The organism is Curtobacterium sp. 24E2 (assembly GCF_016925595.1).
GTDB lineage: Bacteria > Actinomycetota > Actinomycetes > Actinomycetales > Microbacteriaceae > Curtobacterium.
The window spans coordinates 3,073,158-3,093,589 of the sequence record NZ_CP068987.1 but is presented as its reverse complement, the minus strand read 5'-3'; the positions used below and the strand labels follow the sequence as shown (position 1 = coordinate 3,093,589).

Annotated in this window: 17 protein-coding genes and 1 pseudogene; 5 read left to right on the top strand and 13 right to left on the bottom strand. The window is 71.3% G+C overall.

Annotated features, from left to right (window positions below):
* Window positions 1–13: 13 nt before the first annotated feature.
* Genes JN350_RS15085 through JN350_RS15065 form a run of 5 tightly spaced genes read right to left on the bottom strand, consistent with a single transcriptional unit; the run spans window position 14 to window position 6,748 of the window.
* Window positions 14–964 carry an NAD-dependent epimerase/dehydratase family protein gene (locus JN350_RS15085; protein ID WP_205462696.1) on the bottom strand — a complete coding sequence of 317 codons (951 nt, stop codon included), beginning with the start codon at window positions 962–964 and terminating at the stop codon, window positions 14–16.
* A complete protein-coding gene (rfbD, locus tag JN350_RS15080) occupies window positions 961–1,812 on the bottom strand; it encodes a dTDP-4-dehydrorhamnose reductase (protein WP_205462695.1) in 852 nt (283 codons plus the stop codon). Before rfbD ends, JN350_RS15085 begins: the two co-directional genes overlap by 4 nt.
* A gap of 44 nt (window positions 1,813–1,856) precedes the next feature.
* A complete protein-coding gene (gene rfbB, locus JN350_RS15075; RefSeq protein ID WP_123338954.1) occupies window positions 1,857–2,843 on the bottom strand; it encodes a dTDP-glucose 4,6-dehydratase in 987 nt (328 codons plus the stop codon).
* Window positions 2,844–2,892: 49 nt separating this feature from the next.
* Window positions 2,893–5,817, bottom strand: coding sequence for a glycosyltransferase family protein (locus JN350_RS15070; protein WP_205462694.1), 2,925 nt, complete (start codon window positions 5,815–5,817; stop codon window positions 2,893–2,895).
* Window positions 5,807–6,748, bottom strand: coding sequence for a glycosyltransferase family 2 protein (locus JN350_RS15065; protein WP_123672241.1), 942 nt, complete (start codon window positions 6,746–6,748; stop codon window positions 5,807–5,809). Before JN350_RS15065 ends, JN350_RS15070 begins: the two co-directional genes overlap by 11 nt.
* 129 nt (window positions 6,749–6,877) lie before the next feature.
* Here JN350_RS15065 and JN350_RS15060 point away from each other — a divergent pair, with 129 nt between their 5' ends.
* The 3 genes from JN350_RS15060 to JN350_RS19730 all read left to right on the top strand — a co-directional run bounded on the left by JN350_RS15060 (window position 6,878) and on the right by JN350_RS19730 (window position 10,531).
* The gene (locus JN350_RS15060) at window positions 6,878–7,486 is read left to right on the top strand and encodes a dTDP-4-dehydrorhamnose 3,5-epimerase family protein (RefSeq protein ID WP_205462693.1); all 609 of its coding nucleotides are present in this window, start codon (window positions 6,878–6,880) and stop codon (window positions 7,484–7,486) included.
* A gap of 22 nt (window positions 7,487–7,508) precedes the next feature.
* The gene (gene rfbA, locus JN350_RS15055) at window positions 7,509–8,372 is read left to right on the top strand and encodes a glucose-1-phosphate thymidylyltransferase RfbA (protein WP_123338958.1); all 864 of its coding nucleotides are present in this window, start codon (window positions 7,509–7,511) and stop codon (window positions 8,370–8,372) included.
* 128 nt (window positions 8,373–8,500) lie between these two features.
* A complete protein-coding gene (locus JN350_RS19730; RefSeq protein ID WP_240347353.1) occupies window positions 8,501–10,531 on the top strand; it encodes a glycosyltransferase family protein in 2,031 nt (676 codons plus the stop codon).
* Between the two features lie 11 nt (window positions 10,532–10,542).
* Here JN350_RS19730 and JN350_RS19725 read toward each other — a convergent pair.
* The 6 genes and pseudogenes from JN350_RS19725 to JN350_RS15030 all read right to left on the bottom strand — a co-directional run.
* Window positions 10,543–10,923, bottom strand: a pseudogene (locus tag JN350_RS19725) (glycosyltransferase family protein); the annotation flags it as partial.
* Between the two features lie 41 nt (window positions 10,924–10,964).
* Window positions 10,965–11,189 carry a glycosyltransferase gene (locus tag JN350_RS19720; RefSeq protein WP_240347352.1) on the bottom strand — a complete coding sequence of 75 codons (225 nt, stop codon included), beginning with the start codon at window positions 11,187–11,189 and terminating at the stop codon, window positions 10,965–10,967.
* Complete coding sequence (locus JN350_RS15045) at window positions 11,186–12,271, bottom strand: glycosyltransferase family 4 protein (RefSeq protein WP_240347351.1); 1,086 nt, start codon at window positions 12,269–12,271, stop codon at window positions 11,186–11,188. The genes JN350_RS19720 and JN350_RS15045 overlap by 4 nt, the downstream gene beginning before the upstream one ends.
* Before the next feature lie 172 nt (window positions 12,272–12,443).
* A complete protein-coding gene (locus tag JN350_RS15040; RefSeq protein WP_205462692.1) occupies window positions 12,444–13,559 on the bottom strand; it encodes a glycosyltransferase in 1,116 nt (371 codons plus the stop codon).
* The gene (locus JN350_RS15035; protein ID WP_123338962.1) at window positions 13,478–14,707 is read right to left on the bottom strand and encodes an ABC transporter ATP-binding protein; all 1,230 of its coding nucleotides are present in this window, start codon (window positions 14,705–14,707) and stop codon (window positions 13,478–13,480) included. The genes JN350_RS15040 and JN350_RS15035 overlap by 82 nt, the downstream gene beginning before the upstream one ends.
* A gap of 3 nt (window positions 14,708–14,710) precedes the next feature.
* A complete protein-coding gene (locus tag JN350_RS15030; RefSeq protein WP_205462691.1) occupies window positions 14,711–15,610 on the bottom strand; it encodes an ABC transporter permease in 900 nt (299 codons plus the stop codon).
* 206 nt (window positions 15,611–15,816) lie between these two features.
* Between JN350_RS15030 and JN350_RS15025 the strand changes: the two genes are divergently transcribed.
* Together JN350_RS15025 and JN350_RS15020 are read left to right on the top strand one after the other, a co-directional pair.
* Window positions 15,817–16,383: a hypothetical protein gene (locus JN350_RS15025; protein ID WP_205462690.1), complete on the top strand. Its 567-nt coding sequence runs from the start codon at window positions 15,817–15,819 to the stop codon at window positions 16,381–16,383.
* A complete protein-coding gene (locus JN350_RS15020) occupies window positions 16,383–18,896 on the top strand; it encodes a hypothetical protein (protein WP_205462689.1) in 2,514 nt (837 codons plus the stop codon). The genes JN350_RS15025 and JN350_RS15020 overlap by 1 nt, the downstream gene beginning before the upstream one ends.
* A 171-nt stretch (window positions 18,897–19,067) precedes the next feature.
* On the opposite strand, the gene JN350_RS15015 is transcribed toward JN350_RS15020, so the two are convergent.
* Both JN350_RS15015 and JN350_RS15010 read right to left on the bottom strand, forming a co-directional pair.
* Window positions 19,068–20,132 (bottom strand): glycosyltransferase family protein, encoded by a 1,065-nt coding sequence (locus JN350_RS15015; RefSeq protein ID WP_205462688.1) that lies wholly within the window; start codon window positions 20,130–20,132, stop codon window positions 19,068–19,070.
* Entirely contained in the window at window positions 20,123–20,272 is a 150-nt protein-coding gene (locus JN350_RS15010) for a hypothetical protein (RefSeq protein WP_205462687.1), read from the bottom strand. Before JN350_RS15010 ends, JN350_RS15015 begins: the two co-directional genes overlap by 10 nt.
* Between the last annotated feature and the right edge of the window lie 160 nt (window positions 20,273–20,432).

The following is a 20,432-nucleotide window of genomic DNA, read 5'->3' as shown; positions in this document are numbered from 1 at the left end:
TACTGCGCCGTGCCTACTGTTCCGCGTGGTCGGCCCCGGCCGGTGCGTGGTCCGCGCGGATGGCGTCGACGGTCGCCGCGACGCCCTGTCCGAAGGGGACGAAGGCGCGTTCGCCGACCTGTGGGAGCACGTCGGACCGCATCCGCAGGTCGAGCCCCTGGAAGGTGGCGGACGGATCTGCGCCCTCGCGGATCTCGAGGCGGGTGCCGAGTGTGTGCTCCACGGCGTCGATCACGTCCGCGATGGTGGCCGGTTGCCCCGACGCGAGGATCTTCGTCACGACGGGCGTAACTGCGGCGTCCTGCTCGACGAGGTCGAGGGTCCGGAGCACCATGTCCACGGCGTCGTCGATGTACAGGTAGTCGCGTGTGGTCGACATCGGCACGTAGATCGACGACGGGCGACCTTCGAGGTGCGCGAGGGTCAGCTGCGAGACGAGCCCCTGCGGCTTGCGCAGGTTCGCCCCCGGCCCGTACAGGTTCGAGATCCGACCGACCACGAGCCGCGAGCCGGTGTCGTGCGCCCACTCGCGGAACTGTCCCTCGACCGCCAGCTTCGCGTGCCCGTACGGGGCGAGCGGCACGGGTTCGGTCTGCTCGTCGAAGGGCGGTGTCGCGCTGCCCGCGTACACCGCGCCGGCGGAGGAGGCGAAGAACACCGTGCCGGCGCCGGACCGGTCGTCACGGGTGGCGTCGAGCACCCGTGCGATGAGTCGCTGCTCGGCGTCGAAGACGTCGGCACCGGTCGCGACGACGCCGGTCCCCGCGCACCACAGCAGCCGCCACGGTTCCGGACCGGAGCGGACCACGCGGAGGGCGTCGACCAGCGCGGAGACCGCAGCGTCCTGGTCGTCCCAGGGCACGCGCGCGACGAGCGGGTCGGTTCCGGACGCCACGAGGGACCGGCGGACCGCTCCGCCGAGGAACCCGCCGGCGCCGACCACCAGGGTGGACGGCACCGTCATGCGCTGAAGACCCCGGCGGCGGTCGCAGCGTGCAGCGCCTCGCGCCAGTCGCGCATCGGCGCCAGGCCGGCGCGGGACCAGCCGTCGTGGCCGAGGACGCTGTAGGCGGGGCGGGGTGCCGGACGGACGAAGGCGGCGCTGTCGGTCGGCAGGACCCGCTCCGGGTCGAGGCCGTTCTCCGAGAAGATCGCCCGGGTGAAGTCGTACCACGACCCCTGCCCGCTGTTCGTGCCGTGGTAGATCCCGGCCGGGGCGTCGCCGTCGACCAGCGCGACGATGCGTGCCGCCAGGTCACCGGTCCACGTGGGCTGCCCGACCTGGTCGGTGACGACGCTCACCGTCTCGTGGGACGCCGCGAGCCGGAGCATCGTCGCCGCGAAGTTCGGACCGTGTGCGCCGTAGATCCACGCGGTGCGGACCACGTACGACGAGTCCGGTGCGATCTCGCGCACCAGGGCCTCGCCGGCCGCCTTGGACCGTCCGTACGCGTTGACCGGGTCGGTCGGGGCGTCCTCCGGGTACGGCGCGGTGCCGTTGCCGTCGAAGACGTAGTCGGTGGAGACGGTCACGAACTTCGCCCCGTGCCGCACGGCGGCCTCGGCGAGCAGTGCCGGACCGGTCGCGTTCACCGCGTGGGCGGTGTCCTCGTGTGACTCGGCGTCGTCCACCTTGGTGTACGCGGCCGAGTTGATGACGACGTCGTGCCCGGCGACCGCGGCGTCCACGGCCGCCGGGTCCGTGATGTCCAGCTCGGCACGGGAGCGCGCCGTGACCTCGCGGCCGGCCAGGGCCTGCTGCAGGTCGTGGCCGAGCATGCCGGCGGCGCCGGTGATGAGGTACCGGGTCATGGTGTCGCTTCCGTGTCGGTGGTGGTCGGGTGGGGGACCGCTGCTCAGGAGAGCGCGGCACGCTCCTTGAGGGGCTCCCACCACGTGCGGTTGTCGCGGTACCACTGCACGACGTCGGCGAGGCCCTGCTCGAACGGCACCTGCGGCTCGTACCCGAGCTCTGCCTGGATCTTCGAGATGTCGACCGAGTACCGGAGGTCGTGGCCGAGGCGGTCGGCGACGCGGTCGACGTACGACCAGTCCTTGCCGGTCGCGTCGAGCAGGAGCTGCGTGAGCTCCTTGTTCGTCAGCTCGGTACCGCCGCCGATGTTGTAGATCTCGCCGGCGCGGCCCTTGGTGAGCACGAGCGCGATGCCACGGGTGTGGTCGTCGACGTGCAGCCAGTCGCGGATGTTGTTGCCCTCGCCGTACAGCGGCACGTGCCGGTCGTCGATGAGGTTCGTCACGAACAGCGGGATGACCTTCTCGGGGAAGTGGTACGGCCCGTAGTTGTTCGAGCAGCGGGTGATCGAGAGGTTCAGCCCGTGGGTCCGGTGGTAGCTGCGCGCGAGCAGGTCGCTGCCGGCCTTCGACGCCGAGTAGGGCGAGTTCGGCTCGAGCGGGCGCTCCTCGTCCCACGAACCCTCGCTGATCGAGCCGTAGACCTCGTCGGTGGACACGTGCACGAAGCGCTCGGTGCCGTGGCGGAGTGCCGCGTCGAGCAGGCGCTGGGTGCCGACGACGTTGGTCTCGACGAAGATGCCGGAGTCGCGGACCGAGCGGTCGACGTGGGACTCGGCGGCGAAGTGCACGATCGCGTCGATGCCCGGGATGACCTCGTCGAGCTTCGCGGCGTCGCGGATGTCGCCCTCGACGAAGGTGTAGCGCGGGGAGTCCGACACCGGGGCGAGGTTGGCCAGGTTTCCCGAGTAGGTCAGGGCGTCGTAGACGACGACCTCGGCACCCTCGAGTCCGGGGTAGGCGTCCTGCAGGGTGCGTCGGACGAAGTTCGAGCCGATGAAGCCGGCTCCGCCGGTGACGAGGATCTTCACGTGATCTGGTTCCTTTTCGGAGTCGGTGACGGTGGATCGATTGACGATGCTAGTGGGTCGCGCTCACGGCGTCGTCGCCCGGTCGCCTGCGGCGGCGTCGGACGAGGACGGTCACGACGGTGCAGGTGAGGATCGTGAGCAGGACCGTGGCGCCGCTGAGCAGGTACCCGGTCCGAGCTCCCGGCACCGCGTACTGCAGTGCGACGGTGTGCTCGCCCGCCGGCACCCAGACCGCACCGCCGGCGTCGTCGGCTGCCACCAGGTCCGTCGGCGCACCGTCGACGGTGGCCGTCCACCCCGCTCGCTGCAGGGAGTCGGAGACGACCACCCAGCCGGCGGCGGTGGCGTCGACCTTCGCGACGGTCCGGTTGACGTCATCGCCCTGGACGGTGATCCGTGCGGTGCCGTCCGGGTCGGCGGTGTGGCTCGACGGCTTGCTGAGGACGACCGTGGACGCCGGCAACGACTTGTCGGCGAGGGTCCGGATGCGGGCGGTGGCGGTCCGTTCGACGACCTGGTCGGAGGCCCACCGCACCCGGTCCACGGCGTCGCTGCGCTCGTAGATCGTCGCGTCGCCGGTGTGCACGACCGTCACGCCGTCGCCGTCGTCCGGGCGCGTGATGCTCATCACGGCGTCGCCGGCGTCGTCCGTGCCGATCGGGACGAGCTTGTCCTGTCCGGTGACGGTGATCCGGACGTGCCACGAGGTCGAGGCCGGGATCTCCGAACCCTCGAGCGCGACGTTCCGTGGCCCACCGAGTCCGGGGACCCAGCTCGACGTCGACGCGAGGGTCTCGCCGGAGTCGTCTGCGACGATCGCGACCTCGAGCGTCATGCCCCCGGCGGAGGTCGTGGGCGCCGGCGGCCCGGTGAACGTGACGCCGTTGACGGGTCCGGTGTGGCTCGCCGAGTCGACCGACGGGTTCGCCGCGGTCAGGTCGGACCACTTCGTCTGGGAAGCGCCCGGCTCGGCCGTGCCGGCGAGTGGCGCGGACGGGTCGGCCACCAGGTACTTCGTGCTGACCCGGTCGAGGATGCCCGACGTGGCGAGTGACGGGATGCGGTTCGGCTCGAACGACAGGTACGTCGCCGTCGGGTAGGTGTCCGGGTCGACCGCCCGCATCAGTTCCTTCCACTGGGCGGTCTGGAAGGCGTGGCCGGTGGTCTCGCGGATCTCGTAGTACGACGACGACCCGGGGAGCATCGCGCTGCCGGTGGTCGCGTAGCGGCCCTGGTCGGCGACGTGCTTCCGCAGGTAGTCGATCGCCGGGGTGGTCGGGTAGAACGTCGACGTCGGCGCGATCGGCCACCAGGGCTGCGTGGCGATGACGGCGGGCACCGCGACGAGGGCGACGACGCCGACCGACGCGATCGTCGTCAGGATCCGCGACCGCAGCACCCACACGAGCAGGACGAGCACCACGGTGGCGGCGCCGAGGATCCCCACCCAGAGGATCTCGACCTTGGTGCGGTGCACGTACTCCTCGGAGATGGCCGGGATCGCGAGCAGCGTCTGCGCGCCGACCCCGACCGCCACGAAGAGCACCACGGCGATCGCCAGGACGCGACCGGTGCGTCGGAGCGGTCCTGCTGCCCGGAAGCGCGCGAACTCGTCACGCAGGTTCTCGGGCTGCGCCACGCGGCCGAAGCCGACCCCGGCCAGCGCGGCCGCGAGGAACAGCACGACGACGCGTGCGCGGCCGATCGGGTTGGTGTCGAACACCGGGAGCTCGCGGACGGCCGACAGGACGGGGCCGCCCAGGTAGACGATGACGACGGCGAGCGCGAGCATCGCCGCGACCATCGCGACGACACCGTGCGTGCGGCGTCGGACGAGGTCGTGCCGTGCCCGGACGTCCGGGGCGGCGTCCTCGGTCCGGAGCGCCGGGCTGGGGAGCGCCGGTCGGATGAGGACCGCCGCTGCGATGAGCACCACGGCGGCGATGCCCAGGTACGAGTACTCCTCGACCGGGTTGCGGATGCCCCACGCCGGCCCGGTGCTCTGCACGAACGAGATGTCCGGCACCCAGGCGCTGACGAGCGGTGGGGTTCCGAGACCGTTCGGGCCGCTCTGCCCGCGTCCGCTGAAGTCGACCAGGCTCGTCGCGTTGATGGCGAACGGGACGAGTTGCCAGGCGGACAACAGCAACCCGAACACGATGCCGCCGACCGCGAGGACCCCGCTGCGGACGACGGGCATCACGCGGCGGTGGGCCACGATCGTCCGGACCAGGAAGTAGAGGCCGCCGATGAAGAGCGTGTACCCGACGATCGCGGGGAAGCCGCCGAGCAGCATCGACGCGAGCGGGACCCCCACCGCGATGACGTCGCGCGCGCGGAGCTCCACCGCGGCACGGTCGATCGCCCAGAACAGCAGCGGGATGCAGGCCGCCACACGGGTCTGCGGCCAGTTCGCCCACGCGACCATGAAGCCGGACGACGAGTAGACCAGGGCGGCGATCGCCCAGCCAGCGCGGGGAACGCCCCAACGGCGCAGCAGGAGCGACATGCCGACGGTGACGACGACGACCTCGAGCAGCTTCACCATGCCGGGCGCGTACGACAGCGGCAGGAACCACCAGGGCAGCGAGAGCGGCGACCAGGCACCGGAGTCGGGGATCCCGCCGAGTTCGGCCCCGCCCGCGACGTAGGGGTTCCACGCGGCGAAGACGCCCTCGTGGGCCAGGCGGGTGAGGAGCGAGGTCTGCGGCGCGACCGTGTCGATCGTGTCGCTGTTGAGGATGTTCGTCGACGTGGTCATCGACCGGAGCGACTCGCCCCACGGGGTGTACCGGGCCAGGAGTCCGGTGTTCAGGAAGGTGCCGTGCCCGATCAGGGCAGGACCGAGGGTCCAGACGACGAAGGCGGCGAGCCCCGCCCAGGCGGCGATCTCCACCCAGCTGCCGGGGCGGCGCAGCCAGAGCGCGAGGCGGGTCCGTCGGTCGAGCACGGATGCGCCGCGCTCAGTCGCCATACCGCTGCAGTTTCTGCAGGTCGAGCTGCTCCTCGGCCAGCGTCCGGTTCAGCCTGGTCAGGTCGGCGACGACGCCGATCACGATGCTCAGGACCGCGGTGATGAGGAGCACGACGCCCAGGATGATGGACTGCAGGTGGTTGCCACCGGTGTGCATCGCGAGGAGGACGAGGTACCGGACGAGCGGCCAGGCGCCGAGTACGCCGAGGATCGCGGCCACCCACAGGAACAGCGCCATCGGCCGGTACATCAGGTACACGCGGGCGATCGCCGAGCCGGACTGGAACATGTGCTGCCAGATGTTCTTGAACAGCCGGGACTCGCGGGTCTTCGGGTTCGTCGTGATCGGCACGGACGCGATCGCCAGCCGCTTGTAGCCGGCCTGCACGATGGTCTCCATGCAGTAGCTGAAGCGCGTCACGATGTTCAGCCGGATGAGGGAGTACTTCGAGTACGCGCGGAACCCGCTGGCGGCGTCGGGCAGGTCGAGCCCCGCTGCACGGCTGGCGACCCACGAGCCGAAGCGCTGCATGAGCTTCTTGAAGCCCGAGAAGTGCTCGATCGTGCGCGTCTGCCGGTCGCCGATGACGATCTCCGCCTGCTTGCGCAGGATCGGCTGGACCAGCTCGGCGATCTGCGATTGCGGGTACTGGTTGTCGCCGTCGGTGTTCACGACGATGTCGGCCCCGTGCAGCAGCGCGTAGTCGACGCCGTCACGGAACGAGCGGGCGAGCCCCATGTTCGTGGTGTGGTGCACGAAGTGCTTGACGCCGTGCTCCTTGGCGACCTCGACGGTGCGGTCGGTGCTGCCGTCGTTGATCACCAGGATCTCGATCTCGTCGATGCCGTCGATCTCCCGCGGGATGGAGTCGATGACGCTGGCGAGGGTGTTCTCCTCGTTGAGGCAGGGGATCTGGATGAAGAGCTTCACGGGTTCGCAGTGTCTCGTTTCTGGGGTCCGGCAGGTGCGCGAGGCCAGGACAGCCTATGCGAACCCACGGTTCGGTGCAGGCCCGGCCTGCCGACGGTGGTCGACCGGACGGCTTGGTAGGGTGCAGCAGTGCAGATCCGCGAACTGAAGATCCCCGGCGCGTGGGAGTTCACGCCCGTCCAGCACGGCGACGCACGAGGATCATTCCTCGAGGCGTACCGCGCCGACGTCCTCGAAGAGACGGTCGGTCACCCGCTGGACCTCCGACAGGTCAACATGTCGATCTCGGCGGCCGGCGTCGCCAGGGGCATCCACTACGCCCTCGTCGCGCCGAGCCAGGCGAAGTACGTCACCGCCGTCCGCGGGGCGTTCATCGACTACATCATCGACATCCGGGTGGGGTCGCCGACCTTCGGGCAGTGGGACTCCGTCCGCATCGACGACGTCGACCGCAAGGCCGTCTACCTGTCCGAGGGCCTCGGACACGCGATCGTCGCGCTCGAGGACCGCTCCACCGTGAACTACCTCGTGAGCGCCCACTACAACCCCGAGCGCGAGAAGGGGATCACGATCCTCGACCCGACCGTCGGCCTCGAGCTGCCCGAGGGCCTCGGCGAGCTCGTGCTGTCCGACAAGGACACCAGCGCACCGACGCTCGACGAAGCCGCCGCCGCGGGTCTGCTGCCCATCTACGAGGAGTGCGTGGCCTACACCGAGTCGCTCCGCACGACGAAGTAACGAACGAAGGAAGCGCACTGCGATGAAGGGCATCATCCTCGCCGGGGGTTCCGGCACCCGTCTCTGGCCGATCACCAAGGGCATCAGCAAGCAGCTCATGCCGATCTACGACAAGCCGATGGTCTACTACCCGCTGTCGACGCTCATGATGGCCGGCATCCGCGAAGTGCTCGTCATCACGACGCCGGAGTACAACGAGCAGTTCAAGGCCCTGCTCGGCGACGGCTCCGCCCTCGGCATGGAGATCCAGTACGCCGTGCAGCCGTCCCCGGACGGGCTCGCGCAGGCGTTCGTCATCGGCGAGGACTTCATCGGCGACGACAGCGTCGCCCTCGTGCTCGGCGACAACATCTTCCACGGGACCGGCCTCGGCACGAGCCTGAAGAAGAACACCGAGGTCGCGGGTGCGACGATCTTCGCGTACCACGTGGCCGACCCGAAGGCGTACGGCGTCGTCGAGTTCGACGACGCCTTCACGGCGGTCTCCATCGAGGAGAAGCCGGCCGAGCCGAAGTCGAACTACGCCGTCCCCGGCCTGTACTTCTACGACAACAAGGTCATCGAGATCGCCAAGACGATCGAACCGAGTGCGCGCGGCGAGCTCGAGATCTCCACGGTCAACGAGCGCTACCTCGAGGCCGGCGAGCTCGGTGTCCAGGTCCTCGACCGCGGCACGGCCTGGCTCGACACCGGCACGTTCGAGTCGATGATGCAGGCGTCCGAGTACGTGAAGGTCATCGAGGACCGGCAGGGCTTCAAGATCGGGTGCATCGAGGAGATCGCCTGGCGCAACGGCTGGATCGACGACGAGCAACTGTCCGCGCTCGCCGCGCCGCTCGTCAAGGGCGGCTACGGCGTCTACCTCCAGCGCCTGCTCGGCGTCTAGTCACCGCTCGGCTGGTTCCCCGCATGGCCCCTGGTCCTGGTTGGTTCGGTCGCCGTCGTCGCGGGACGACGGCGTCCGTCCACCACGATCCCGGTCCAGCGCCCGCGGCGCCGGCTGCCGTCGTCCGCGTGGCCGGTTTCGGCGGCCCGCTGTCGCAGCTCGACCGCGCGGTCACCGTGCTGCTGGTGAGCCGGTCCGACCGGTACGACCGGCTGCCGGCCGCGGTGACGGCGGCCCGTGTGGCGTTCGGCCCGGACGTTGACGTCCGGGCTGTCGGCTACGTGGCGGACGCTTCACCCGTCGGGGAACCGGTCCGCGGTGTGCCGTGGGTGCTGCGCGAGCCGGTGGACGGCATCGGGTCCGCGATCAACGCGGGGGTCTCGTCCGGGGTGGGCCGGGTGCTGCTCGTCGTGGACTCCACCGTCGGCGCGACCGACCAGGACCTCCAGGTGCTCGCGGCCGCGGGCACCGACCGTGTGGCGCAGGCTCGCGTGTGGACGGCGGACGGCGGGCGCCGACACGGTGCTCGGCTGCTCCGGCCCGGGGCGCTGCCGTGGACCGACGACGGCACGACCGGTGCGGGGTCGGGGGCCCCTGGTGCACCGGACGCAGCGGCGCCCGTGGACGCCTCGGTCGCCGCGGCCGTCGACCGTGCCCGCCTCGCGGACGGCATCCGCACCGTGCCGGTCTTCGCCGCGGACCAGCCCGTGCTCGCCGTGCCGGGACCCGCGCTGGTGCCGGCTCCGTGCCTCCCGGACGAACGGATGACGCTGACGGCCTGGAGCCGCGCGGTCGCGGACCGGACCGGGCACGACGCCGTCGTCACCTGGGCCGTCGAACGCTCCGCCGAGGCCGGCCGCACGGTCGACGGGGCCGTCGTCGACGCCTTCGCCGGCTGGCGGGACCGCCGGCCCGACCCGCGCGGGTTCGCCGTCACGGCCGGGCCGCCGCTGCCCCCGTGGGGCGCGCGACCCGTGGCACCGACGCCCCGCTCGCAGAGCGACGGGGACGAGCTGTCGTGGTCGCTCAAGATCGCCGCTCCCGCGGGGTCCGATGGTGACGGCTGGGGCGACGTGCACTTCGCGGCCGAGCTGGCCGGCGCCCTCGAGCGGCTCGGGCAGCGCGTCCGGATCGACCGGCGGGACGCCCACGTGCGGGACGACGACGCCGCCGACGACGTGACCCTGGTGATCCGCGGGCTCGACCGGGTGCCGCCGAACCCGGCGTCCGTCAACCTGCTCTGGGTGATCAGCCACCCCGACGACGTCACGGACACCGAGCTGCGTTCCTTCGACGTCGCCTTCGCCGCCGGTCCGGTGTGGGCGGCTGCGGCCGGGGTGCGTTCGGGCGTACCGGTCCGGACGCTGTTGCAGGCGACCGACCCCGCGGTGTTCCACACGGGTGCGCGGTCGACGAGCAGCGCCGATGCCGACCGGGTGGTGTTCGTCGGGTCGACCCGCGGAGCCGCTCGTCCGGTGGTGTCGGATGCGGTGGCGCTCGGTGCGGACCTGCGGGTGCACGGGCCCGGGTGGGGACCGCTCGTGCCGGCGGGGGCCCTGGGCGAACCGTCGCTGAGCCGGGCCGAGGTCGCAACGGCCTACTCCTCGGCACGCCTGGTGCTCAACGACCACTGGCCGGACATGGCCGCTGGCGGCTTCGTGTCGAACCGGGTGTTCGACGTGCTGGCGTCCGGGGAGTCGTCGTCACGGACGCGGTCGCCGGGCTCGCCGAGGTCCTCGACGTACCGACCCTGGCGGTGGCGGGTTCCCGCGACGAGCTCGCCGTCCTGCTCGATCCGGCGCGACCGTGGCCGTCGGCTGCTGCGCGGGCCGTCGTGGCCGGGCGCATCGCCGCGGAGCACTCCTTCGACGCGCGCGCCGGGGTACTGCTCGAGGCGGCCCGCACCGAGCGAGCCCGCCTGCGTCGCTGACCCCGGAGACCGACCGACCGACCGGGGTGCTGGCTACTTGCGGGTGACCCAGCGGGCACGGAGCGACAGGCCGGCGCGCAGCACCAGGCGCAGCGGCAGCAGCCACCACGCCCCGTACTTCCGCGACAGGAACCGGTACGCGCTGCGGTGGTGCTCGATCTCCATGCGACGCCGGTTCGACGACGTCGAGTGCGCACCGGTGTGCGTGACCACGGCGGTCGGCACGTAGACGTTCACCCGACCGGAGCGACCGACGCGCTGGCCCAGGTCGACGTCCTCGAAGTACATGAAGTACGACTCGTCGAACCCGTCCAACTGCCGGAACAGGTCGGTGCGGATGAGGAAGCACGCGCCGGACAGCCAGCCGGCCTCGCGCTCGACGACCTGCGTGGTCGACCAGTACCGCTGGCTCCACGGGTTGGCGGGCCAGAACCGGGAGAACGCCGCGTGCCCGAGCCCGGTCCGGAGCGACGGCAGTTGGCGTGCGGACGGGTAGGTCTCGCCCTGGTCGTCGAGGATCCGCGGCCCGAACGACCCGCCGGACGGCAGCCGGTCGGCGGCGCGCACGAGTTCGTCGATCGAGCCGGGTGCGAGCACGACGTCGGGGTTCGTGACGAGCAGGAACTCGGGGCGGACGTCGGGCAGGACGTCGTCGAGGGCGCTCAGTGCGGCGTCGATGCCCCCGCCGTAGCCACGGTTGCCCCCGATGACACCACGACGGCGCCGTAGGACTCACCGATCGCCCGCAGTGCGTCGATGTCGGCCGACCCGTTGTCGGCGATCACGACGGCGACCGGCTCCGAGGACGCCGCCGCGACGCTCGCCAGGAACGGCCGGATGGTCTCGCCGGTGTTGTAGGTGACCGTCAGCACGGCGACGCGGATCACCGGGTACCCCCGGCCCGAGCGTCCCGGGCCACGGCCGAGTAGGCCTCGACGTGCACGGCGGCCGTGGCCTCCCACGTGAACGAGGAGGCCCGGGCCAGCGCGGCCGCCCGGTGCGACGCGACGAGCGACGGGTCGTCGAGCAGCCGCGTCATCGCTGACGCCAGCGCGGGGGCGGACGGCTCGGTGTACACGGCTGCGTCACCGCCGACCTCGGGCATCGACAACCGCCGGGTGGTCAGGACGCACGCACCGGAGGCCATCGCCTCGACCACCGGCAGGCCGAAGCCCTCGCCGAGGGACGGGTAGACGACGAACTCCGCGCCGCCGAGGTAGCCCGCCAGGTCCTCGAGGGGCAGGTACCCGGCCTCGATCACGCGGTCGTCGGGCTGCAGGGCGTCGAGCCGGGTGATCGCGGACTCGTCCCACCCGCGGGCCCCGGAGAGCACCAGCCACGGCGTGTCGGCGCCCGCCGTCGTCCGCGCGGAGCGCACCGCGACGTAGGCGTCGAGCAGTGCGGTGACGTTCTTCCGCGGTTCGATCGTGCCGAGGAACGCGATCCAGGGCGCGCCCTCCGGCAGCGTCGCGGCGATCCGGGCGTCCTCGACCTCGGCCGTGGACGGCTCGTGGAACACGGCGCGGTCGACCCCGAGCGGTGCGACCCGGACGTCGGCGCGGATGCCGCTCACGACGCGTGCGGCCTCGGTCGCGGTGGCCGCGCTCGGCACGATGACGACCGGGCGCGAGCGCAGCGAACGACGGCTCCACCAGGTGAAGAACGTGCGCTTCAGGCGGGAGTGCCACTCGGGGTTCGAGAAGAACGTGGCGTCGTGCAGCGTGACGACCGATCCGCCGCGCCACGCGAACGGGAACGTGTAGTGCGGGGAGTGCAGCACGTTCGCGCCGAGGCGGCGGCCGAGCGCCGGCAGCCCGGTCTGCTCCCACAGGAACCGGAGCGGCACCGAGTCGGTCCAACCCGGCGCGGTGTGCACGGTCGCGTGCGGCGCGACGGCGGCGAAGTGCGAAGCGTGCACCGGTCGGACCACCAGGTGGACGTCGAGCGCCGGGTCGGTCAGGTGCGACACGACCCCTCGACGTAGCGGCCCACACCACCGAGTTCACGCGGTACCGCGGTCCCGTCGACGAGGACGGTGAGCTGCGGCACGCGTGGGTCCTTCCGGACGGGGCCGCCGTGGTCGGGACCGTCGGCGGGGGAGTGGGAGTGGGCTGGGGAGAGACCAGGATAGCCCTCCGCGCTCATGCGCCCGGGTCCACGCTGCGGCGCGGGACGGACGCGCGCCGCGACTCGCGGAGCCGCCGCGCGAGGTGCGACGGGAGCGCCCCGACGACGTCCGCGAACGCTGCCAGGACGAGCCGGGCCTCCCGTCGGGTGGGAGCGGCGAGCAGTCCGCGCAGGCCGCGGAAGAGGGTGCGGGCGCTCGCCCGCAGGACGGTGGCCCACGGCGCGTGCCAGAGCGCGACGACCATCCGGTTCCGCGCGTTGCGGAACAGGAACAGGTCGCTCTGCACGCCGGACGACGCCGAGTGGTCGTGTTCCACGACCGCGTCGGCGGCGTGCTCGACCCGCCAGCCGCGTCGGCGCAGCCGCCACGCGAGCTCGGTGTCCTCGTAGTACATGAAGAGCGACTCGTCGAGCAGGCCGACGTCGTCGAGGGCGGTGCGGCGCAGGGCGGACGCACCGCCGGAGAACCCGAAGACGTCGACGTCGGCGACCCGGTCGACGGGCGCGAACCAGTCGCGGTCCATCCCGTTGCCGTCGCGGTCGATGCGCACGCCGGTGGAGTTCAGGCGGACCTCGCCGTCCGCTGACGGCGTCCAGAGGCGGCCGTCGTGGCTCTGCAGCACGCGCTGGTCGGGTCCGGGCGTCGCACCGACCGGGAGGCCCGTCCAGCGTCCGGCGAGCACGATGCGGCCCGTCACGGCCGCGACCTCGGGCCCTGCCTGCGTCAGGTGGTCACGGAGCGCCCGGACGAAGCCCGGCGCCGGGACGGCGTCGTTGTTGAGCAGGACGACGACGTCGGCGTCCGCGTGCCGGATGCCGGTGTTCGCGCCGGCCGCGAACCCGCCGTTGTGCTCCCGCGCGATGACGGTGGCACCCGGCAGGTCGCGACGGAGCGCCGCGACGGAGTCGTCGGACGACCCGTTGTCGACGACGAGCACCTGGTCGGCCGCGCCCTCGGTGAGGACGGCGCGGACGGCCGCGGTGGTGAGGTCCGCACGGTTCCAGTTGACGACGACGACCGCGGTGCGGGACGCGTCGTCGACGGGCGTCAGTCGAGCTCCTCGATGGAGGGCTTCGCGTAGACGCTGCCGACCGCGTCGCCGAACGAGGGGACCTCGAACGAGTCGCACTCGGGCAGGTCGTGCAGGTGCCGGCCGGCCGAGTCCATCATCGAGACGTTGATGAAGTACTTGCCGGTGCCGAAGTTCGTGTCCGCGATGCGGAGGCGGAGCTTCTTGCGGCCGTGCAGCGGCTCGAGGTGGATGCCCATGATGCCGGTCGTGGTGCCGTAGACCACCTGGCCGGACGTGTTGTTGACCTGGACCGCTGCTTCCCAGTCCTCGACGCCGTCGAGGTGCTCGAACTCCATGTCGACGAGCAGGTCGTCGCCGGGGGTGACCCCGTCGCGCGGCCCCTTGCCGTCGGCGTGCACCGAGGCCTGCAGGACGGTGCCGCGACCGACCGCGACGTCGGCGCTGAGTTCACCGGCACGACGTTCCTCGAGCACGTCGCGGAACAGGCTGACGGCACCGATCGGGTCCCCGTCGTGCAGGACCTTGCCCTTGTTCAGGAGCACGACGCGGTCGCACATGTCCTGCACCTGGCTGAGGGAGTGCGTGACGATGATGATCGTCTTGCCCTGCTCCTGGAACGAACGGATGCGGTCGAGGCACTTGCGCTGGAAGGCCTCGTCACCGACGGCGAGCACCTCGTCGACCAGCAGGACGTCGGGGTCGGTGTGCACGGCGACCGCGAAGGCGAGTCGCACGTACATGCCCGATGAGTAGAACTTCACCTGTGTGTCGATGAAGTCGCCGATCCCGGAGAACGCCAGGATGTCGTCGAAGCGCTCCTCGGTCTCCTTGCGCGTCAGGCCGAGCAGGCTCGCGTTCAGGAAGACGTTCTCGCGGCCGGAGAGGTCGGGGTGGAAGCCGGCACCGAGCTCGAGCAGGGCCGCCAGGCGTCCGCGGCGCGAGACCGTTCCGGAGGTCGGCTGGATGATCCCGCCGATCGCCTTGAGCAGCGTCGACTTGCCCGATCCGTTCTGGCCGATCAGCCCGACGGTGGTGCCGGCCTGGATCGACACGGTGACGTCGTCGAGTGCCCAGAAGTCCTGACGGTGCTTGCGGCCGGCGCGACCGAGCGTGACGATCCGCTCGCGGATGGTGTTGTCCTTGCGGACGACGAACCGCTTGCGGACGTGGTCGATGACGATGACGTCGGGGCGCTCGGCGGTGGCGCCGGACGTCGACGGGGCGACGGGGGTGCTGATGGCCATGGTCTAGAGCTCCTGCGCGAAGTTGCCCTGCAGGCGGGAGAAGACCCGCTGCGCGCCGATGAGGCAGAACAGCCCGATCACGAGGGCGATGCCGAGCCGCATCATCAGGTGCGGTGGGTAGTCGACGGGGGTCGGGTGGATCCAGATCGCGTTCTGGAGTCCGAGCACCGACAGGGTGAGCGGGTTGTTGGTGTAGACCGCCAGTAGCCACTGCACCTTCAGCTCGGCGACGACCATCGAGTACGAGTAGACGATCGGCGACGCCCAGAGGAGGACCATGAGCCCGACGTCGATGACGAACTGCACGTCGCGCAGGTACACGTTGAGCGCCGACAGCACGAGGCCGATCGCTGCGCCGTACACCAGGATCACCAGCAGCGACGGGATGAGGTAGATCAACCCCTCGTGCCAGGGGAAGACCCCGAGCACGATGGTCGCGACGATGAGGATCGCGAACTGGATGAGGAAGTTGACCAGGGCCGCGCCGACGCTGGCGAGGGGGAAGACCTCGCGTGGCACGTAGACCTTCTTGATCAACCCGCTGTTGCCGACGATCGACCCGGTCGACCCGGCGACGATCTCACTGAAGAGCGTGTAGGCGGTCAGGCCGGTGAAGACGTAGATGGCGAAGTTGTCGATCGCTCGTGACGAGCCGAGGATCTTGCCCATCACGAAGTAGTAGATCATCAGCTGGGTCAGCGGGCGCACGAGCGTCCACACGAACCCGAGTGCCGAGTCCTTGTACCGCGCCTTCAGGTCGCGGCGGATGAGCATCCCGAGCATCTCGCGCTGTCCGAAGACGTCGCGGAGTTCTCGCCAGGTACCTCGGAAAGCGCTCGTCGGAGCGCCGATCACGACGAGGGGCTCCTTGGCGAGCGCCGCCATGCGGGCTTGATCGACCATACGTCTCTTCGTTCGGTGGGGGCAGGACCGGAACAGCATACTCACTGGACCGCTGAGGTCGGGGCGCGCACCCGCTGCCGGACGACACCCGTCGTCCGCCCCCGTGCGGGGGCCAATGTGCGCGACAACAACCCTCAACCTTCACTTTGGGGTTACCGTTGACGCAACCCGGACCCTTGTCAACAACCACAGGACGGCCCGAAAGCATGCAGCAAGTTCCACGGTCGATCGCTGCGCTCGCGGTGGTCGGTGCGCTCAGTCTCTTCACGGCGGGGTGTTCCGCCGGCGACGATCCCGGCCCCACGGCGAGTCCGACGCGGACCGTCAGCCCCTCGCCGAGCGCTTCGGCGCCGTCGTCGGCCCCCTCGTCGACCACGTCCGGCCAGCCGGCCGCGGAACCGTCCGATGACGATGTACCGACGGCGTTCCCCGGCAGCGGGCAGACGAACGAGCCCGACACGGACCCGTCGGACTTCCCGGCCACCGCGCTCGTGACGTTCTCCGGTTGGGACACCGCCAGCAAGACGCTGCAGGCGGGTGGCCTGGTCTCCGGCACGACGGACACGTCCGGCACGTGCACGTTCGTCGCCACCAAGGGCGGCACCACCCGCACACTGACGAGCAGAACCGAGGCGAGTGCGTCCTCGGTGAACTGCGCGCAGGTGTCGTTCCCCGCGAGCCAGGTGTCCACCGGGACCTGGTCCATCACCCTGGAGTACTCGGTCGGGTCGAAGTCGACCACGTCCGAACCGATGACGGCGGAGGTGCCGTGATGCGTTCCATCCTGACCGACGACGGTCCACGACGCCCCCTGCGCTCGGTGCTCGGCATGGTCGCCGCGCTCGCCATCGCGGTGAGCGGCCTGACCATCGGCACGATCGTGTCGGAGCGGACCACGACGGAGTCGGCGTCCGCCGCCGTCGCCGCGAACTTCGACCCCGGCAACATCATCAGCGACGCCAACTTCTACAACGGCAGCGCGATGAGCGGCTCCGCCGTCCAGTCGTTCCTGAACAGCGTCGCCCCGAACTGCAAGCAAGCGTCCGGCGGCCCCGCCTGCCTGAAGAACTTCACCCAGAACATGAGCGCCATCGGGGTCGTCCCGAACCGCTGCTCGGCGATCGCCGGCGGCAGCAAGTCGGCCGCCACGATCATCGCGCAGGTCGGCGCCGCGTGCGGGATCAGCCAGAAGGTCCTGCTCGTCCTGCTGCAGAAGGAGCAGGGGATCGTCGCGACGAACTCGCCGACGAGCTACATGTACCTGCACGCCACGGGCTTCGCGTGCCCGGACACCGCACCGTGCGACCCCGCGTACTTCGGGTTCGGACAGCAGGTGTACGCCGCGGCGTTGCAGTTCAAGCGCTACCAGGCCTCGCCGACGTCGTGGGCGTACCAGGCGGGCCGCAACAACGCGATCCTGTACAACCCGAACGCCGCGTGCGGCCGCAAGACGGTCAACATCAAGAACCAGGCGACCGCGGCCCTGTACATCTACACGCCGTACACCCCGAACGCCGCAGCGATGTCGAACCTCTACGGTTCCGGCGACTCGTGCTCGGCCTACGGCAACCGCAACTTCTGGCGCATGTACACCGACTGGTTCGGCTCGCCCACCGGCGGATCCTCGCCGATCGGCTACATCGACTCCCAGAGCGGCGGCGTCGGCGGCACCATCGCGGTCCGCGGCTGGACCGCCGACCCGGACACGACCGACCCGATCAAGGCGCAGTTCTACGTGGACGGCGTGGGCAAGGCCTCGGTCCTGGCGAACGCCAACCGGACCGACCTGGCCTCGCGGCTCGGGGCGAACAACACCCGGCACGGCTTCCAGACGACGCTCACCGGCATGACGCCCGGCAAGCACACCGTGTGCGTGTTCGGCATCAACGTCGGCGCGGGGGCGAACACCCTGCTCAACTGCGGCGACGTGACCGTACCCGCCTCGGCCCCGGTCGGCAGCCTCGAGACCGTGACCGGCGGGACCAGCACCATCGCCGTGAGCGGCTGGGCGCTCGACCGCGACTCGTCCGCCGCGACCGCCTACAAGGTGCAGGTCGACGGGGTCGGCGCGATCGCCGCGACCGCCGACGTCACGCGCAGCGACATCGCCGCGAAGTACCCGGGTGCCAGCTCCACCGTCGGGTTCTCCAGGACGATCCAGAAGGTCGCCGCCGGATCCCGCACGGTCTCGCTCTGGACCCAGGACAAGCCGGGCGCGACCTGGGTCAAGGTCGCCCAGAAGGTGACGACCGTCACGGCGGCGACCGGGACCTCCGGAGCGGTGAAGGGTGGCTTCGAGTCGGTCACCGGCGGTGTCCGCACCGTCGCCGTGAAGGGCTGGGCGATCGACCCGGACACCTACGCACCGGTGAAGTACAAGGTCCACGTCGACGGCGTCGGCGTGGCGGCCGGCAGTGCGAGCGCGGCGCGCAGCGACGTGGCGAAGGACTACCCGAAGTGGGGCGCGTCGCACGGGCTCGCCACCACCCTGGGGAACATCGAGCCCGGCAAGCACACGGTCACCGTCTGGTGGCAGGACCTGCCGAGCGGCACCTACGTCAGTGCCGGTACGAAGACCGTGACCGTGGCCGCCCCGCCGTCGAGCGGCGCCACCGGGAAGACCGGCGCCGTCACCGGTGCGTTCGAGAAGGCGACCGCCGGACCGAACACCGTCGCCGTCACGGGATGGGCGATCGACCCGGACCGGTACGACCCGGTCAAGTACAAGATCCACCTCGACGGCGTCGGTGCCACGGCGGGCAGCGCGAGCGCGGTCCGCACGGACATCGGCGCGGCGAAGCCCGGCTGGGGCGACGACGTCGGGCTCGCGGTCACGCTGACGGGCGTGAAGGCCGGGAACCACACGGTCACCGTCTGGTACCAGGACCTGCCCGGTGGGAACTACGTCAGCTTCGGCACCAAGTCGGTGACGGTCAAGGACGCCGTACCGGCGGCGACGGGCAAGACCGGGGCCGTGTACGGGGCGTACGACGCCGCGACCGGGGGCAAGGGGACCGTCGCCGTGAAGGGCTGGGCCATCGACCCCGACACGTTCAACCCGGTCAAGTACAAGATCCACCTCGACGGTGCCGGCGTGGCAGCGGGCAGTGCGAACGCGGTCCGTGCCGACGTCGAGAAGGTGCACCCGGGCTGGGGCTCCGACGTCGGACTCGCGGTCACGCTCACCGGCGTGAAGCCGGGCAAGCACACCGTGCGGGTCTGGTACCAGGAGCTCCCGGGCAGTGCCTACGAGGACTTCGGGACGAAGACGGTCACCGTCTCGTAGCGGGGCCACCAGACGGACGGGAGGCTCCCCACCGGGCACGGCCGGTCCGCCGCTGGCGCGTCGGTCCGGGACCGGCCGGCGTGGGCCCAGGTGCCAGCTGGCACCGCGCCTCCTGTCCGTCCGTGCCGCCGTCTCGGGCGCGCGCCCGGTCCCTGCGCCGGTGCGGCGTGGTCAGGCGCGTCGGCGGAGCGCGCGGGCGACCCCGCCGAGGCGGTCGAGGACCCGGAACTCGGCGGAGTGCGTCAGCGCGTCGTACCGGGTCGCGATCGCGTCGCGTTCGGCCTCGGCGTCGTGCTGCGCCCGTTCGGCGTCCTTGCGTGCCCGGTCGAGGACGGCGACCGCCTCTTCCGACACGATGAGTCGCCGGTTGATGTCCTCGACCCCCGCGCGGTGCACGTCGCGCTCCTGCTCGGTCGCGCGGAGCACCTCGCGCTGCTGCGCGGCCCAGCGGAGCAGGGGATCGCCGGCACCGGTCCGTGCCGCGGCGCGCGCGATCGCCGCGTCGAGCGACGGGCCGACCTGCTCGGCGCGGGCCGCGTAGGAGTGCCGCGCCAGCACGACGGCGCGGAGCCGTGCGACCAGGGCGTCCCGTTCGGCGGTCGGCATCGCGATCGCACGTTCCAGCGACGGGGCGTCGGTGAAGACGGGGACGTCGGCCAGTCCGAGTTCGTCGAGGCCGAGGGCGCACGAGGTGACGGGCAGTGCCCCACACGCCAGCGACTCGTAGAGCCGCGAGTTGAGCGTGCCGAACTCCGCGGCGGGTGCGATGACGTCGTCGACGACGAACGCGGCAGCGCGGTAGACCTCGGGCAGCGCGAAGTACGACACCGCCGGTCGGAGCTCCACACCGGGGGCAGCGTCGACGTGCTCGACGTTCGCGGCGAACCAGACGATCGGCTCGGGCGGGGCGACCTGCTGCAGCACGTCCTGCACACCGCGGCGCGCTCCCCAGAAGTTGACCGTCGTGACGGTGCGGTCGGTCCGCGGCGGCATCGTCCCGTCCGCGTCGGTGGTGAAGAGGTCCAGGTCGACGCCGATCGGGACCACCTCGACCGGCACGTCCACGACCCGGGCGAGTGCGTCGCGCGCGATGGACGACGACGTCCACACCGCGTCGAACCCGGCGGTGTACGGCGCGCTGGCCCACTGCGCCGTCCAGTTCCGCACCCAGGCCACGGTGGCGGTCCGCGCCGGCACGAGTCCGGGGACGAACGACTCGATCATGCTCACGAGCACCGCCGTGTCCTCGGGGACGTCCTCGGCCCACCGGTGGATCGGCCAGAGGTCGACCCCCAGCCCTCGGCCAGCAGCGCCCGGGCCAGCCCGAGCGCGACGAACAGGTCGCCCTTGCCCTCGGTGGTGTCGTCGGTCGACACCGCGAAGCGGATCGTCCCCCTCGTCCCCGACGCGTGGTCGCCACGGGCGATCGCCGCGTACTCGGCGGCCAGGGGGGACGGGACGGGGAGGACGGGATCGCGGGGTGCATCACCGTGCCATTGTGCCCGAAGCGTAGCCCGCCTCGGCCGAGCGCCGTGC